Annotated in this window: 18 protein-coding genes and 1 pseudogene; 10 read left to right on the top strand and 9 right to left on the bottom strand. The window is 65.8% G+C overall.

The genetic code is table 11. From position 1 onward, the window contains the following. Positions 1-17 precede the first annotated feature (17 nt). Together HCA61_RS13865 and HCA61_RS13860 are read right to left on the bottom strand one after the other, a co-directional pair. Positions 18-2,213 carry an AAA family ATPase gene (locus tag HCA61_RS13865; RefSeq protein WP_169688755.1) on the bottom strand — a complete coding sequence of 732 codons (2,196 nt, stop codon included), beginning with the start codon at positions 2,211-2,213 and terminating at the stop codon, positions 18-20. Next, positions 2,210-2,533, bottom strand: a complete 324-nt coding sequence (locus HCA61_RS13860) for a helix-turn-helix domain-containing protein (protein WP_206040025.1) — start codon at positions 2,531-2,533, stop codon at positions 2,210-2,212. Before HCA61_RS13860 ends, HCA61_RS13865 begins: the two co-directional genes overlap by 4 nt. Before the next feature lie 890 nt (positions 2,534-3,423). On the opposite strand from HCA61_RS13860, the gene HCA61_RS13855 reads away from it, so the two are divergent. The 10 genes from HCA61_RS13855 (at position 3,424) to HCA61_RS13810 (ending at position 8,930) form a co-directional block, all read left to right on the top strand. Continuing rightward, positions 3,424-3,897, top strand: a complete 474-nt coding sequence (locus HCA61_RS13855) for a hypothetical protein (RefSeq protein WP_169688754.1) — start codon at positions 3,424-3,426, stop codon at positions 3,895-3,897. Then, on the top strand, positions 3,894-4,601 hold the full coding sequence (locus HCA61_RS13850; protein WP_169688753.1) for a hypothetical protein: 708 nt from the start codon (positions 3,894-3,896) through the stop codon (positions 4,599-4,601). Before HCA61_RS13855 ends, HCA61_RS13850 begins: the two co-directional genes overlap by 4 nt. Positions 4,602-4,737: 136 nt before the next feature. Continuing rightward, positions 4,738-5,319 carry a recombinase family protein gene (locus HCA61_RS13845; protein ID WP_169688752.1) on the top strand — a complete coding sequence of 194 codons (582 nt, stop codon included), beginning with the start codon at positions 4,738-4,740 and terminating at the stop codon, positions 5,317-5,319. Next, positions 5,316-5,807: a hypothetical protein gene (locus HCA61_RS13840; RefSeq protein WP_169688751.1), complete on the top strand. Its 492-nt coding sequence runs from the start codon at positions 5,316-5,318 to the stop codon at positions 5,805-5,807. Before HCA61_RS13845 ends, HCA61_RS13840 begins: the two co-directional genes overlap by 4 nt. A gap of 249 nt (positions 5,808-6,056) precedes the next feature. After that, positions 6,057-6,290, top strand: coding sequence for a hypothetical protein (locus HCA61_RS13835; protein ID WP_240959278.1), 234 nt, complete (start codon positions 6,057-6,059; stop codon positions 6,288-6,290). 52 nt (positions 6,291-6,342) lie between these two features. Continuing rightward, positions 6,343-6,624 (top strand): hypothetical protein, encoded by a 282-nt coding sequence (locus HCA61_RS13830; protein ID WP_169688750.1) that lies wholly within the window; start codon positions 6,343-6,345, stop codon positions 6,622-6,624. Beyond that, the gene (locus HCA61_RS13825; RefSeq protein WP_169688749.1) at positions 6,624-6,812 is read left to right on the top strand and encodes a hypothetical protein; all 189 of its coding nucleotides are present in this window, start codon (positions 6,624-6,626) and stop codon (positions 6,810-6,812) included. Before HCA61_RS13830 ends, HCA61_RS13825 begins: the two co-directional genes overlap by 1 nt. Before the next feature lie 5 nt (positions 6,813-6,817). Next, positions 6,818-7,498, top strand: a complete 681-nt coding sequence (locus HCA61_RS13820) for a hypothetical protein (protein ID WP_169688748.1) — start codon at positions 6,818-6,820, stop codon at positions 7,496-7,498. Next, positions 7,495-8,274, top strand: a complete 780-nt coding sequence (locus HCA61_RS13815; RefSeq protein WP_169688747.1) for a hypothetical protein — start codon at positions 7,495-7,497, stop codon at positions 8,272-8,274. The genes HCA61_RS13820 and HCA61_RS13815 overlap by 4 nt, the downstream gene beginning before the upstream one ends. A gap of 122 nt (positions 8,275-8,396) precedes the next feature. Continuing rightward, on the top strand, positions 8,397-8,930 hold the full coding sequence (locus HCA61_RS13810) for a hypothetical protein (RefSeq protein ID WP_169688746.1): 534 nt from the start codon (positions 8,397-8,399) through the stop codon (positions 8,928-8,930). A 1-nt stretch (position 8,931) separates the two neighbouring features. Here the strand turns inward: HCA61_RS13810 and HCA61_RS13805 are convergent, their stop codons facing one another. The 7 genes and pseudogenes from HCA61_RS13805 to HCA61_RS13775 all read right to left on the bottom strand — a co-directional run bounded on the left by HCA61_RS13805 (position 8,932) and on the right by HCA61_RS13775 (position 15,014). Then, positions 8,932-9,807 (bottom strand): hypothetical protein, encoded by an 876-nt coding sequence (locus HCA61_RS13805; protein WP_169688745.1) that lies wholly within the window; start codon positions 9,805-9,807, stop codon positions 8,932-8,934. Positions 9,808-9,986: 179 nt separating this feature from the next. Further along, a complete protein-coding gene (locus tag HCA61_RS13800) occupies positions 9,987-11,003 on the bottom strand; it encodes a hypothetical protein (RefSeq protein WP_169688744.1) in 1,017 nt (338 codons plus the stop codon). A 61-nt stretch (positions 11,004-11,064) separates the two neighbouring features. Beyond that, on the bottom strand, positions 11,065-11,523 hold the full coding sequence (locus HCA61_RS13795) for an NAD(P)H-dependent oxidoreductase (protein WP_169688743.1): 459 nt from the start codon (positions 11,521-11,523) through the stop codon (positions 11,065-11,067). A 571-nt stretch (positions 11,524-12,094) separates the two neighbouring features. Beyond that, a pseudogene (locus HCA61_RS13790) lies at positions 12,095-12,325 on the bottom strand (flavodoxin family protein); the annotation flags it as partial. A gap of 22 nt (positions 12,326-12,347) precedes the next feature. Then, a complete protein-coding gene (locus tag HCA61_RS13785; RefSeq protein ID WP_169688741.1) occupies positions 12,348-12,839 on the bottom strand; it encodes a hypothetical protein in 492 nt (163 codons plus the stop codon). Next, complete coding sequence (dapB, locus tag HCA61_RS13780; RefSeq protein ID WP_169688740.1) at positions 12,836-13,594, bottom strand: 4-hydroxy-tetrahydrodipicolinate reductase; 759 nt, start codon at positions 13,592-13,594, stop codon at positions 12,836-12,838. Before dapB ends, HCA61_RS13785 begins: the two co-directional genes overlap by 4 nt. Positions 13,595-13,679: 85 nt before the next feature. After that, positions 13,680-15,014 carry a pitrilysin family protein gene (locus HCA61_RS13775; RefSeq protein WP_169688739.1) on the bottom strand — a complete coding sequence of 445 codons (1,335 nt, stop codon included), beginning with the start codon at positions 15,012-15,014 and terminating at the stop codon, positions 13,680-13,682. Positions 15,015-15,092: the final 78 nt, after the last annotated feature.

Raw genomic sequence — 15,092 nt, 5'->3', positions numbered from 1 at the left:
CGGATAGGGGTTGCCGATCACGGTGCATCACCCCGATCGGTCTCGTTGCTGTCGTTGGGTTCGACGTAGAGCGTTGCGATGTCGGCGATGCCGGGGCGGTCCTTCTTCCACCGCTCCCATGCGGTGGCGATGATCTGATCGTGCTCGCTGGCGGCAAAGTTGTCGGTGAACGTCTGCTTGGTGGTCTGATCGTTGACACCGCCCCGGTCCATCTGGCGCGCGAGAATGTCCAGGACGCGCCGGACTGCCATCTCGTGCTCCTCCCGCTCGGGGTCGAGCACCGGGTCCCTTCCGACCAGCAATCCCGGCGTCGGGTCGAATCCCTCGGGCCACCCGCCGGTCGGGGTCTTGTCGGCGAGCATGATCTTCTTGCCGTTGGCCCCCCGGCGGGCCTTGTCGACGACGTAGCCCCGGTTCAGCAGGGCGGACACCACGTCGCTGCACTGCGTCGACGTGGGGCTCTTGTAAAGGCCACGAGCACACGCCGCTTGAGTGATCTGGGTCTGAGTCAGGCCGCCGCCCTGGCGCGCACAGAGATCTCGGATGATCTCCAGAACATCAATGTCCTTCTCGGTGAGTTGCTGCTGCTTGACCTTGGCCGCCTCCTGCGCCCCAACAGCACGTACGCACAGCGACACCCTGCCGTTGTCGTCACCGGGCACCTCGACCTCGACGACCTCGAAGTCGTAGATGAGACCTTGCCGGTCGTTCTTCTGCTTGGTGGTCTTCACGGTGAACTGCGGGGTGGACTCGCTCTCTCGCCTCAATCGGAGCACGGTGTCAGCTGCCCCGTGCCACGCCGTCGACCCACGGCCAGTGTCGCTCCCGGCTGCGGCGTGGTGGACCACGGCAACCGTCACACCGGTATTCGACACGATCGCACGCAGCGATCGGATCACCTGGCCCTGGTCGGTCGCCGAGTTCTCGTCGAGTCCGACAGTCGAGAGCGCCTGTGTGTCGACCACCACGAACTTCGCGCCGGTCTCGGCGACCTTGGCGGCGAGCCATGCGGTGTCCTCGTCCGATCCGAGTTGGACTGCACGGCTCTGCATGTGCAGCCGGTCGCGCATCGCCGCGCGGTCGACGTTGTTGTGGGCGCGCCACGCGGCCAGACGGTCGCGGTAGCCACGGGCATCCTCGGCGGCGACGTAGAGCACCGGGACACCATCAGTGGGTACGGCGTGCTCCCCGCCGAACGGAATCCCCATCGCCAGAGAGCAGGTCATATCGAACGCGAAGAACGACTTAAACGACGACGGCGGGGCGACGATGTGAACCAGGCTGGCCTCGGGAACGATCTCACCGACCAGATAGCGGGTCGGCGGCTGGTTCTCGATTTCATCCGGCCCCATCAGACCCGCGTCGAGTGCATCCGTTCCGGTACCGGTTGCGCGCGACTTCCGCGACACCGCCGCCCTGAACCGGTCGCACTCGACCGCGAGATCGGTTGCGGCGGTGATCCTGTCGGCGGCGGTCACCTGGGTCAGCTTGTCGATGATCTCGACCGGCGCGCCGAGCTTGAGCAGTTCGGCGGCGGTGACGATGGGCAGACGTTCGTCGTCTCGTCGGCGCAATGCCCACGCTTCGGTGTTCGCCCTCGTGATCATCGTCCGCGCAGCACGGACATACCCAGCATCGCCACCGACGCGTTCGACCTCGGTCAGTGTGAACTCGGCGGACGCGGATACACCGCGCCCAGCGAGGGCAGTCTTGGCGGCCTGCTGGTCGCGGAACTTCTGCGACCGCTCGGCGCGCAGCCGCGAGCGGTTGGCCTCCAGATCAGCCCCGACGTCCTCGGCGTCGGGCAGGTCGTACAGGCAGTCCTCGGCGGCGAACTCTGCTACGCCCTCGCGGGTGATCTCCACACCATCGTCACTCACGACCGACGCAGGCACCGCGTGCAGGTCCTCGAACAGGGTCTCGGCGTCGATCCGAACGCCATAGCGGCTGCCGAACTTGCGCAGCGCCTTCCACGCGTCGTCAGACACGAACTCGCGGATCACGTCGTCGCCGTGGGCGTCCTTCTCGAAAGCCCATAGCGGGCCACTCACCCAGCCGGGCGCGCTGTCGTCCCCGATGTTGTTGGGGTTCTTGGTATCATCGGTGCTGTAGGTCATAGCGTCGGCCTCGTCTCTGCCCGCCCCCGGGATCTCGGCCTGGGGGCGGGCGCTCTCATTTCCGGACTGTGTGCGGGCGATCGACGGCGCACTCATCGCGCGTCGGCAAGTGCGCGAAGGACTTCGGCGGCGCGGCGCAGATCATCAGGGGTGAACTTCGCCAACGTCGTGGCGACGAACTCGTCTGGGCCGTGAGGCACGGCGTCTCGCATGGGCTGTGCGCCGCTGTCGCGGGCACGTAGCCACGCGTCCACCTCGGTGATGTCGAAGCGATAGGTGCGCCGGGCGGTTCCGGTGCCGACACGATGTGCAGGCAGGCCCTCACGCTGGACGAGGCGAAGGACGGTCACGGGAGCCACGCCGAGGTGTTCGGCGAGTTGTGGCGCGGAAATAAGAGGGCTGGGTGTCTGAGACACTGCGAACTCCAGGGTGCGTCGTGGAATTCGCAGTGGTCCCCGAGCCGGGTGATCCAGCTTCACCCTCAGGTCAACACTGCGCGGTGGGCCGAAGCCCCGCGTGGCGGCTAGCGTGACGCTCAGTTTCCGGCGGGCGCGTCTCGGTCAGCGACCGCGCCAGTCAGAGCGTGCGCACCGGCTACTGCTGGACAGATCGGAGCTAGTGCGACTGGAACCAACTATATCCGCTCGCGCCGGTCACGGGCAGCCACATTGCGCCTGGCGAGTCGACAACACCGACACCGATAGGCGTTGTGGGACAGTCGATCTCGGCGCGGTTGCAGTGGTCGCAGCCGCAGAGGTGAGAACGCCCTGGTCACTGAGGGTTTCCGGTCGTTTCCGGTCGAATCGACCGGGGAGACCGGACAGGCACCGGAAACCCCCAGTTCAGAGCGTTTTGGGTCGACCGGAAACGCCTGTCGCGGAGACCGGAATCTGCCCGCCTCTGTCCGGCCTTCCTGGTCGTTTCCGGTTTTACCGATCTAGCCGCTGAACTGCGCGTTTCCGGTCTCTCCGGTTGTTTCCGGTTTCCCCGGTCGAACAGGTCCCCCTTATTCCCGGTCTTTCCGGCCCCCTTACGTAGTAGGGGCCGGGGACGGGAGGGCGGTCAATCAGGAAGGAGTGAAGATGACGATGAGGCTGTCGACGAAACACAGCTCCCCGAGACCCACGGCGATCAGCGTGAGTGGCTGTGTAGTCCTAACCCCCGGTCTCGCCGACGATCACGCGCGATGCGGACGGATGGCCGCCCGAGGCCGGAGCTGTGTCGACCTGAATCATCCACGCCCGCAACGCACAACGCCGATATCTGAGGCGTTATTGGTTGCACTCTTCTGCGGTACAAATACGGCATGGCGGGTCCAATCAAGGGAATGTCGCGGGCCGAGTCGCGGGAGCGGGCCGAGGAGGTCTACTACATGCGCGCGGTGCTGGGGATGAGCTGGCGCACGATCATGCGGGAGAAGTCCTACGGCAGCGTCGGGGCGGTGCAGTCGGCATACCAGCGACACCTCAAGCGAAACGAGATCCCAGACGGACCGACGACGCTGGCCGAGATCTTGGAGCGCCGCCGGTTCCGGCAAGGCATGGGAACCAAGGCGCTCGCGTCGGCGATGCGGGCGGATGACTTCACGGCGGTCTCTTCGCTGCTGCGCACGCTGCTGGCCGAGGATGCAGAGCTGGCCAAGCTCGTCGGCCTCAACTCACCCGAGCGCCACGAGGTCGTGGTCGCCCCCTCGCCGCGTGAGGCGATCGAGGAGGCACGGCGGCGAACCCTCGAAGCTCTGAACACCAACACCATTGACGCGGAGGTCGTCGAACCATGAGCACTAAGTCCACCGAGGCAGCCCGAGCCGCCGCGATCAACTCGGCCTACGACGTCGCCACCGACGTCGCCGAGCGCCCCATCGACGCCGACGACCTCGCCCTCATCCAGACGTCCCTGGACTCCTCGCGCTCCATCGCGACCGGTGAGAGGTCCGCCGACGACATCGGCGTCGAGTTCGCCGCCGAGGCGGTCGAGTTCTTCGGTGACGTCGTGGCCGACCCCGCTCACCCGTTCCATGAGCTGTGGGTGACGGTGACGCGCAGGGGCGTCCGACTGGGCCTGCTGCCTGAGCACGAGCTGGCGGACGCGCTGCGAGCGCTGCGCGGGCAGTGGGTCGAGGACGACGACACCCCAACGCCGCAACGGACATTGCCGCCTATCGCCGGACCGGATGCCCTCGATGAGCCAGAGCCGTGGGACGACCCCGCTCCAGCGCCCAGTGCGCCGCTGACGGGCCACGAGGCTGTGCCCCAGGGCCAAGTACCCCCGAGCCAGCAGGAGGCAGCTGAGGCCGATCAGGACGTGATCGACGCCGAGATCGTCGAGGTGGAGCAGACCACCTCGGCGCAGCGGACCTATCGGATGCCGCCCGGCCAGTTCTACAGCCCCGGCGTCAACCCGCTGGCACGTCCGATCGGCGGCGGTCGCCGACCGGTCATCGAGATCTCGACGTCGGTGCCAGGTCTCGACGATCAGCGATAGTCGTTGTCTGCTTAGGGCGTAGCCAATCCAGACGGCGGCGGCACCCACGTCGCGCGTCTACCTAGAGTCGTCTGCCAGTTCTTTGACGGTCGTCTATTCTTATCTAAGAACCTAGTCAGACACTCAGGAGCGCAGCATGAGCAAGGGTCAGATCATCGGCTATCAGCGGGTATCGACCACCGAGCAGAACACAGCCCGACAGCTGGACGGGCTTGAGTTCGACAAGGTTTTTACCGACCACGCCTCGGGCAAAGACACCAACCGCCCCCAGCTCACCGCGTGCCTGGAGTACCTGCGCGAGGGCGACCAGTTGGTGGTCCACTCGATGGACCGGCTGGCCCGCTCACTGGTCGACCTACGCCGGATCGTCGACGACCTCACCGACCGAGGCGTGAGCGTCCGGTTCGTCAAGGAGTCCATGACCTTCACCCGCGACGAATCCGACCCGTGCTCGGTACTCATGCTCTCAGTGATGGGCGCGGTCGCCGAGTTCGAGCGGTCGCTGATCCTGGAGCGCCAGCGCGAGGGCATCGCCGTCGCAAAGGCAGCGGGCAAGTACAAGGGCCGCAAAGCAGCCCTGTCCGACGCCCAGGCGCGTCAGGTCGCCGACCGACTGACCGAGGGCGAGTCGGCCACCGCGCTGGCCACCGAGTACGGCGTGAGCCGTGCGACGATCTACAACACGCGCCAGCGTCTCATGAGCGGCGCACCGCAGTGACCGCCGTCGACCTCACAGCCCTGGGAGTGCAAGACCTGCTCCAGCTCGACGCCGCGATCATCGCCGAGCTACGCCGCCGCAGCCTCGTGCGCACCAGCAACAAGCCGTTGGGCGACGTCGCCGAGGCGGTGGTCCACGCGGCGCGCGGCGGTGTGCTGGAGCCCAACAGCACCAAGTCCCACGACATCACCGCGCCGGGCGGTCAGCGCATCCAGGTCAAGGCGATGGGCGTGCGAACCGCAGGCACCGCAGCGAAGTTCAGCGCGTTCCGCTCGACCGACTTCACCACCGCCGTGTTCCTCGTGTTCGACCTCGACTTCAACCTGATCGAGGCTCGCGAGGTCGACGCCGCCGACATCGAACAGACGCGCCTGGTCGCCCACGTCAACGGACGACAGCCGACCCTGCGCTGGGTCCGATCGACCGGCACCGACGTCACCGCCGAGATGCAGGCCGCGTGGACGCGCCTCAACGAAACGCCCACCTGACCAGACCTGCCCTGCACCCCAGCGGTGCATGATCAACACATCGACCGCCTCGCGGGTCGACCGGAACCTTCGCAAGTCCCGTAGCCGGGTTCCGGTCGATCCGCAGGGCGGTCGAGTCATATCTGCACCCTCGGCACCGACTTTCAGACGCCCGCGACAACACCGGCAATACAATTTCCGTGCCCTTCGGCGATTGCCGGCACTTTCGCCCCGAGTGGCTTTGCACCCCTACTTGCTTGACTGACAAGCATGAGCACCACGGCGATCACACACCCCCGCGAACGGACCATGGCCGCATGGAGATCCCGGCTCGGCGTCCTCGCGTCACGAGGTGAAACCACCGGCCCCCGCGTCGACGAGTGCCGCGCCGCGCTGTCGTGGTGGCGGCTGCGCGCCGCGCTCGACCGTGAAGTCGCCGCCGGGTACCTCGACCCCGACCGCGCCGACGATCTGCTGGAGGAGGCGGTGGGAGCGATGACCTGAACCCCGTGCCTCCACCCGCGACCCCTCTATCCGAGACCTGAGGAGACCGACCATGACCACCACCGAGACGACCATCGAGGGCCAGATCCTCGACCAGCTGCACCGCCTTGACCCCGACGCCGACGACCTGATCCGACTATCGACGGTCCTGCGCCGGATCGACGGCACGTTCTGGGCCAAGCAGGAGGCCGTGACCGCGTTGTTCGACCGATCCGAGATCGCCGTCGTCAAGATCAACGGTGTCCCCTACATCGGACTCTGTGACGGGCTGTGCCAGGACGCCAACACCGCCGCCCTCCAGCGCGGCGAACCACGAAAGCTGTTGGTGCTCTGATGGCCCCACTGATCGGCGCTATTGCCACGTTCGTCGTCGCCTGGGTCGCCCGCGAGGTCTGCGACATCATCGCCGCCACCGTCACGGCCCTGATCATCACCGCCCACCGACCGGCAACTGGGCCGCGCAGCATCTCCACCACCGAATTGCCTTGCCCTACTCCACAACAACGACTCGTGAGGAGTTGACCACCATGACCATCACGCCCGGTGTCACCGGCTACGGAGTGAAGCCACGCGCCTTCGTGGACCCGCCCGCCAAGTCCCACACGCAGGACGAACTGCGAGCGCAGCGCCGCAAGTTCGTCTACCGCCCCCTGCGCTACGGTGCTGACTTCGACCTCGCCGCCGAAGTCCGCGCGATCGTTGGCCCCGTCGCCGACAAGCTCACCGACGAGCCATGCCCGGCGTCGTCTGGGTACGTCGAGGCCGCCGAAGCGATCGTGGATGCTGTTGCGCAGCTGTGTGACACCGCCATCGAGATGGTCAACGAGGCCAAGGTCGCCCGCGTCGGCTACACCGACCGCAAGCGTGCACGGGCCGCCCTGCGCACCCTGCACGCCGTCGCACCGCCCGAGATCACCCGCGCCGCCCTCATCGTCGGATCGTGGCAGACCGGCGTCATCGACATGGCCGCACCGCTGACCGGCCCGCTCGCGGATCTTCTTGGCCGGGCGACGCCCTCGGCGTCCGACACCCTCGTCGAGTCGTTGCGTGCCCTGGACCGGGCCGCCGCCGCCCTCGATCACCGGATCGACCGGGCCGCGTTCTATCGGGCGCAGAACCCGACCGCGACCACCACGACGGCGAACGACTCCGAAGCGGCCCGCCGCACCCTCGCTGACCTCGGTATCCAGATGGAGGACAACTCATGACCACCCCAGTTGCACAGACGCTCAACCCCGTTGAGTACGAGGCACCGCTGGTCAACCAGTCGCCGGACGGTCTCTATACGGTCACGACGTTCGTCTCCCAGACATCCGATGTGCCCCGGTGGCTCGCGTCCGGCGTTCGGGTCCGCCCGCACAATTACGGCGGCGAGGAGGCGTTCGGTGTCTGGGACGCTCCGTGGTGTGGTGATCCCGGCGACAGCCTCAAGGACGGCGAGCGCCCCGGCCTGCCGGACCCGTTCGACCCGTACACGGTCTGGGCCTACGACCAGTGCGACCTGACTCTGCCGTCCCAGCAGGAGGTCCGCGAGCGGGCGGCGCAGAACTTGCGCCTGATCGAGCCTGTCGCCGTCGAGCGAGAGTTCGCCGCCCGGCTGCTCGCCGACGCCGGTACCGCCGAGCCGGTCACCGATCTTGCTGCAGCGGTGGGACATATCGAGGCGCAGTTCGCCGCCACCAACACGGTCGGCCTGATCCACGCGTCCGCTGGTCTCGCTGCCCTGGCCGACCGGTACGGCCTGATCGTCCGTGCGGGCGGCGTGCTCAAGTCGCCCTTGGGTCACACGTGGGTGTTCGGCGGTGGGTACGTCGAGGGTCTGGGCGAGACCATCGTCGGTACCTCGCCGACGTTCGGGTGGCGCAATACCGTCGAGGTCCGCGAGACGATCGAGGCCAAGTTCAACCAGTTCGTTGCCGTCGCCGAGCGATCTGTCGTCATTGGCTACGAGAAGGCGGTGGCAGCGGCCACCCTCACCCCCTGACCATCTGACCGAGGGGCAGTGCGTCCCGTCCTTTCCGCACCGCCCCACCCCGACGCCCGGCAACGGCCTGGATACGGTCCGCGTTGTCGGGTGTCGGTCAACGTCAACCCCCAGGAGAAGTTGTGACAACCGTGATGACCCCGACCGCCCGTGAGGAAATGCTGACGGCGCTTCACGAGAGCGGTCACTGTGTGGTCGCGACGATCTTCGGCGCGACCATCGACCGGGCGGTGGTGACACCGGATGATCCCGAACGCGCCGGGCTCACCGAGTACAGCACCCGCGTCACCAGCCAGCGCCGCGCCGACATTCTGTTCGGTGGCGTCTACGCCGAGGCGTTCGCCCGCCACGGCGGCCCACCCACACCGCGCGGGTTGCGGATGGTGATGGCGCGAAACACCCACGACGCCCGAGCGATCCGCGAGGCAGGCGACCACAGCGGTGCGGTGCCCCGATTGGTGGCGACTTGCTGGCCGAGCATCACCGGCCTCGCGCGAGTCCTGTACGCCGAGCGCGAGATCTCGCAGACCGACGTCGACAAGGCGCTGTTCCTACCCGCCGACGACCTCGACGCCCGGGCGTTCGCACTCGCCAATATCCGCAGCGGTGCGACGCCGGGCACCTTCGGCATCACCCCAGCGGGCGTGAGGGCCTGAGCTATGCTGCGTCCTCGTCGTTCGGGTCGGGCAGCGTCGCTGTCCCCGTCACCAACGGCTCGATGATGTCGTCGAGGACGAAGATCTCGCAGGCGTACATACGCTTTTCGAGTGTCAGCCCACGCAACAGCTTCGCGGCCCGAGACCGCCACTCGGGCACGTCGATGAAGCTCGACCAGCCATCGTCAATCGCCAGGTGCTGCTGGAACTCCACGTCGTCCCACCCCGAGGGTGCCTTGACCTCGATAATCGGTACGGGCTGTGTCTCATCGACGACGATCGGGGCCGCTGGGGTGGGTGGTAAGTAGCTCTCGGCCATCTCTAGTGGAGGCGATACCCCGACCCTGATGTGGTCAGCGTGTGCCGCGAGGGCGTGGCCGTAGCGGTGCCTGTCGATCCGCGCCAACTCGTCGAGCCACCACAGGACGTTACCGAGGTGGTCGGGTCGGGCATTGAACGGTTGAACATGCCTAAGAAGGTCGAAGCTGTTGTCAGAGAGCGCCTTTAATCGCCCGCGATGGCTCTTGTCGTCAAACTTCGCAGCGTCGTCGAAAGTCGGGAACATCAACCCGCGCTCATTCGGCGGCGGGTTCTGACCGCTGTCACGCACGGCCATGAAGTAGACCGCACCGTCGAGCGCTGCGCGCAGCTCGTACAGCCACTCACCGAACAACGTGCTCAGGCGAACCGGCATCCGCTCGAAGGTCTCAACGGCGACGATCCGGTGGTCATCGTCGCGGCCCGGTTTCAGCACGAACCGACGTGGAACCTGCTCGATGTACTCGTTCCATGTGGACCCGATCGTGGAGCGAATCTCGGCGGCGTGGGCTACTCGGTCTCGGCAGACTTCCAGGGCATGGTCAGCGTTCATCGTCACCCTCGAACTGTATCGACGCGCTCTGACATATCGGCCTGAAACGACACACCGCCCCCGGCGGGAGATCATTCACCGGGAGCGGTGTGGAACGTGACGATGGATGGCCTCGACACCCACGGGCGACGATACGGGCCAAGGGTGTCAGCCCGTAGGCACCGACGGACTGCGCGGGGTATCTCTCATTCGTTCCTGATGTCCTCTGCTTCCCCTGTCAGTTGGCCGATGATGTCGTCCAGTTGAGGTGCCATGTCGAGTTGGAACTCCTCACGCTTGCGAACTGCCCTCGACCACTGAGCCATCGAGCCCCGGTCACCTCGCTCTGTTAGAACCTCTTCCCACAGCTCTGTCTCCGCCCGATTGGCGGCCCAGATCTCGGGGTCAATCGGCTCGGCGAGAACAGCTCTCAGCCTCGCGGTAAGTTTCGGCGTCGCTTTCGTGGGCCGCAGCGCCGCATCGTAGGAATATCGACGCCAAACCGTCTGTCGCTTTTCGCGCAGTTCGAAAAAGCAGCTGACGTTCGAGGGCATAGGGTTCTCGACCTTTTCGAGAACAGACTGCATGTCGTAATCCAACCGCTCCGCGAGCGTCCTCGACTCGTCGGCGTTGCTCGCAGCCTCCCAAGCCGCACTCGACGCGTGGTCAATCCGGTCTGCTACTTCTTCGAGCTGTGCTGATAGTGCAACGACACGCTGAGTGACTTCATCAACTATCGCGCTGAACCGCTCCTCGAACTTGATCGACTCGCGGTTGAGATATATGTCCAGCATCTCTTCGTCCGACAGCGGGCGCGTGGAGGCGTTGTTGCGCGTGACCCTCCGACCACTGGAGTCGAAGTGCGGGGCGTAGGTGGGACGAATCTCAAGCCGAAGGAACGGAGTGTCGGTCTTGGTGCCCTCTTCGATGAACGTCACATCTACGGGGGTTGGCAGAGTGTCGCCGACGACGTTCTGAATCCTCTCAATCGACTGATGCAAGTCAGGCAGGCCACATATCTGCCCCCTCGCAAGTCCCGTGGTGGCGTCTTCAACCTCATCAACGCCGACGAGCAGAGTCACCATCTCGCGTGCACGATCACTGGCGACCCAGTTCGCTGCTGCAACTAGGACCGTCGCCTTAACGGATGCGGCGTCTCGCTTGAATTCGAAACGTCCTGACTCACCCTCAGTGTCGAGCAGTTCGCGAGCTTCTTCGCTCACTCCTGAGAAGCGAAGCGGGCGGCGCGTACCGCCAGACCTATCTTTCCCACTGGCCATCCGTCTACACGTCCTCCATCAGACCGGCGGCGACGGTCGCGCCCAGCTCCCAGCAGGCCTCCAGCACCGCCTTGTCCGGCTTGTTCGACGCGATGACGTACTCTGTGGCCTTCTCCCAGCCGAGCCCGGCGGTGATCCGGTCGACGGCGCTCTCCGCACCCTCGGTTCCCTCGTTGCCGTGCAGGAACAGCCCGAACGGACGGCCCCGCGTGGAGTCGAGGATCTGGTAGTACGAGCAATCGAACGCGTGCTTGAGAGCACCTGAAATCGACCCGAGGTTCGCCGGGCTGCCCAGCACGTAGCCGTCCGCGTCGAGGAAGTCGCTCGTCGACACCGACAACGCCGCCCGGCGTACCACCTCGACGCCCTCGATCTCGGGGTCGGTCGCACCGCTCACCACCGCCTCGAACATCGCCTGGCAGTGCGGCGAGGGCGTGTGGTGGATGATCAGCAAGCGCTTCATAGCGCCCGACCGAAGTCGTAGTCGGAGGCGAACACTGGATACCGCAGACCATTCGGTGAGAGCGGTGTACCTACGGCCTCGCCATTTCGACCGCGAACCTTCCGTAACCGCGAGCCATACTCAGCCCTCGCTAAGTCGACGTCATCTGCGAACTGTTCAGCTGGGACGAACGCGAGGTTGTGGTTCCGGGGCAGTTGGACTGTCATCACTCCAGATTCGAGGTCGAAATCCACGTCTGCGGCGTCGGGCAGATACACCAGAGCGTAGATCGCCTGGGCTCCCTCACTCTCCACCGACGCCGACCAATCACGCGCGCGTGCCCCATCGCCAGCCCACGCAATGCGGCCATCATGAGAAGTTGTCGTCTTGACCTGCACATGCACTGTCCGCTCGCCGCGCGCTGCTCTCAGGTCACGACCACGAGTCAGCCCGCCATCCCAGTCCACGCGCCATCCCTGGTTTCGTAGCTCGCGAACGACAATCGCCTCACCCCACAATCCGGTAACCGTGCTCGGAGCCTTCATGCCGCTGACCTCCAAGAACATCTAATAGCGGGGTTATCGCAACTCAAATGTTTGAGTGCACCGCTGATGTACCCCAGGTTGGCGGGTGTGCCGAGCAGATAACCGTCCGCTTCGAGCATGTCGATCGGCGAGACGGTGAGCGCAGGCCGTCGGATCACGGTCACACCTTCGATCTCGGGGTCGGTCGCGCCCGCCAGCACTGCTTCGAACATGGCCTGCATGAACGGCGACGGGGTGTGGTGGACCACGAGCAGGGTGCGAGAATTCTCTTCGGTCATGCCCGCAGACTACGGCGGTCCGCTACACCTCACCGTGGCGCTCGGATTTCTCCAGGGCCACAGCACGTTTCATCGTCTCGCGCGCCCGGCTGCGATCGCCCGCGAAATCGTACGCACGGGCGAGGCGATACGAGTTACGCCAGTTGTCGGGGTCGGATTCCCACTCCGCTTTCACCGACTGGAACAACTCGTCCGCAGCGTCGCGCTCGATCCGTCCCGAGGCCATCCGTGGAAGGTCGCCGACATCGAGGTCGAGGCCTTCTTCATGGATGCGCCGGGACAGTCGCTGGTGGTCCAGTCCCGCACGCAGCGTCGCGTACACGATCCACACACCCACGAGCGGGAGCAGGAACACGCCGATGCCGAAGACGATCGAGACCGCCTCACCACTGGTGATCAGCGAGATCCCGGTGTGTCCGAGTCTCACGAAGTAGAACGCGAGTGCCGCGACGATGAAGGCGATCGCGAGGACCACCTTCGCGACATCGCGACCGGTGGATGCTGACGAACTCACAGGTCGAGCAGGGGGTCGATTCCGACGGTCAGCCCGGGCCGGGAGCCGACCTCACGGACGCCGAGGAGCACACCGGGAGCGAACGACGACCGATCGATCGAATCGTGCCGGATCGTGAGCGTCTCCCCCTGCGTGCCGAGCAGCACTTCCTGATGTGCCACCAGACCCGCCAACCGCACAGAGTGAACCCGGACGCCGTCGACGTCCGCTCCACGCGCGCCCTCGAGTTCGGTGCTGGTGGCGTCGGGGCTGCGCCCCACTCCGGCTGCCTCACGGGCCTCGGCGATCAACCGGGCGGTGCGGTACGCGGTGCCCGACGGCGCATCGGCCTTGTTCGGGTGGTGGAGTTCGATGACCTCGACGGAATCGAAGAAGCGCGCGGCGGCCTGCGCGAATCGCATGGACAGTACGGCGCCGATCGCGAAATTGGGTGCGATGAGCACGCCGACCTCCGGTTTCGCGGCGAGCCATCCGCGGACTTGTTCGAGGCGTGCGTCGTCGAAACCGGTGGTGCCGACAACGGCGTGGATACCGTTCTCGATCAGGAACTGCAGATTGCCCATCACAACGTCGGGATGGGTGAAGTCGACGACGACCTGGGTTCCTGACGTGACAAAGGTATCGAGGTCGTCGCCCTTGTCGACCCTCGCAGCGAGTTCGAGGTCTGGTGCGGCATCCACCGCGTCGCAGATGGCCTGACCCACCTTGCCCTTCGCCCCGAGGACCCCTACTCGAAGACCTGTCTTGTCCGCCACCGATCCACGCCCTTCCCGTCGCCGTACTCTCGAGAAAGCCTACGCAACCGGCACGATCGTCGGGATGGCGGGATGAGTCGCGAGCTCAGGCCACGACACTGCGCACGGACGCCGGGAGGTCGCGTGGTCGCCGATAGGGCCCCACGACCGCCGCCGCGTAGGGACGCCGGAGCACTTCACCGGCGACCTCACGCACCTGCTCGGTGCTGACGGTGGCGATGCGCTCCAGAGTCTCGGTGATCCCCCAATGCCGCCCATAGCTCAGTTCGCTACGTCCGATCCGATGCATCCTGGCGCCGGTGTCCTCGAGTCCGAGTACGAGTCCGCCCCGCAGTGACCCTTTCGCGCGCGCACACTCCGCGTCGGTGATGCCGTGCTCGGCAACCTCGGTGAGGACTTCACGCACCACCGAGGCGACGTCGCCGAGATTCTCGGGCTGGCACCCGACATATGTCGAGAAGGCACCCGTGTCGGCGAACGTGTCGACACCCGAGTACACCGAGTACGCGAGCCCTCGCTTCTCCCGCACCTCCTGGAACAACCGTGAGCTCAGGCCTCCTCCGACCGCAGTGTTGAGGACCGACAGCGCCCAACGTCGAGGATCGTGTCTGCCGAATGCGCGGACGCCGAGGCTCAAGTGCGCCTGCTCGTTGTCCTGATCGGTGATGCTCAAAGTGGGTGCGGTGCGCAACCGCAATGTCCCTTCGCGACGCGGTGCCGCCTGGGCGGACTCATCGAGATGGCCTGCAAATGCCCTGCGGACGAGCTCGACCGTGTGTGCATGATCGACGTTGCCCGCCACCGCGACCACCATCCGCTGCGGCGTGTAGCGGCGCACATGGAACGAGTGCAACTGGTTGCGGGTCATCGATTCGATCGATTCCGGCGAACCGATGATCGGACGGCCCACGGGATGATCACCGTATAGCGCAGTCAACAGAGCATCGCCCAGCAGATCCTCGGGGTCGTCGTCGCGGATGGCGATCTCCTCGAGCACCACCTGACGCTCGACATCGACGTCGACGCTGCGGCACTTACCGCGCAACACCACGTCCGCGACGACATCGACCGCGATCGGCAGATCGTCGTCGAGTACGTGCGCGTAGAAGCAGGTGTGTTCCTTGCTGGTGAATGCGTTGAGCTCGCCACCGATCCCGTCGACGAGTTCGGCGATGTCGAGGGCTGTGCGCGTGGGGGTCGCCTTGAACAGCAGGTGCTCGAGAAAATGAGCAGCTCCCGCAACCGAGGGTTGCTCGTCGCGGGAGCCGACACCCACCCACACGCCCACTGCCGCCGATCGCACACCGGGCACGTGTTCGGTGACGACTCGCACGCCGCCCGGCAGAACAGTGCGCCGTACGCCGGTGTCCGCGGTAGCCGGCGGGGTGTCGACTGAAAGAGAATCGAAGGTTGTGGCCATGGGTTGTTCTACGGTCCTGCGCTGTCGGTGATTCGCCTGTGGTGCGAGCTGTGTTCAAGGCACGGAACACCACACACT

It is taken from the genome of Rhodococcus sp. HNM0563, from assembly GCF_012726195.1.
GTDB lineage: Bacteria > Actinomycetota > Actinomycetes > Mycobacteriales > Mycobacteriaceae > Rhodococcus.
This window is presented reverse-complemented; position numbering and strand designations above follow the sequence as displayed.

What these genes read in the sequence shown, in the direction of transcription:
- HCA61_RS13865 (WP_169688755.1), bottom strand. Translation starts at nt 2,213, where the DNA reads ATGAGTGCGCCGTCGATCGCCCGCACACAGTCCGGAAATGAGAGCGCC.
- HCA61_RS13855 (WP_169688754.1), top strand. Translation starts at nt 3,424, where the DNA reads ATGGCGGGTCCAATCAAGGGAATGTCGCGGGCCGAGTCGCGGGAGCGG.
- HCA61_RS13850 (WP_169688753.1), top strand. Translation starts at nt 3,894, where the DNA reads ATGAGCACTAAGTCCACCGAGGCAGCCCGAGCCGCCGCGATCAACTCG.
- HCA61_RS13845 (WP_169688752.1), top strand. Translation starts at nt 4,738, where the DNA reads ATGAGCAAGGGTCAGATCATCGGCTATCAGCGGGTATCGACCACCGAG.
- HCA61_RS13835 (WP_240959278.1), top strand. Translation starts at nt 6,057, where the DNA reads ATGAGCACCACGGCGATCACACACCCCCGCGAACGGACCATGGCCGCA.
- HCA61_RS13830 (WP_169688750.1), top strand. Translation starts at nt 6,343, where the DNA reads ATGACCACCACCGAGACGACCATCGAGGGCCAGATCCTCGACCAGCTG.
- HCA61_RS13825 (WP_169688749.1), top strand. Translation starts at nt 6,624, where the DNA reads ATGGCCCCACTGATCGGCGCTATTGCCACGTTCGTCGTCGCCTGGGTC.
- HCA61_RS13820 (WP_169688748.1), top strand. Translation starts at nt 6,818, where the DNA reads ATGACCATCACGCCCGGTGTCACCGGCTACGGAGTGAAGCCACGCGCC.
- HCA61_RS13815 (WP_169688747.1), top strand. Translation starts at nt 7,495, where the DNA reads ATGACCACCCCAGTTGCACAGACGCTCAACCCCGTTGAGTACGAGGCA.
- HCA61_RS13795 (WP_169688743.1), bottom strand. Translation starts at nt 11,523, where the DNA reads ATGAAGCGCTTGCTGATCATCCACCACACGCCCTCGCCGCACTGCCAG.
- HCA61_RS13775 (WP_169688739.1), bottom strand. Translation starts at nt 15,014, where the DNA reads ATGGCCACAACCTTCGATTCTCTTTCAGTCGACACCCCGCCGGCTACC.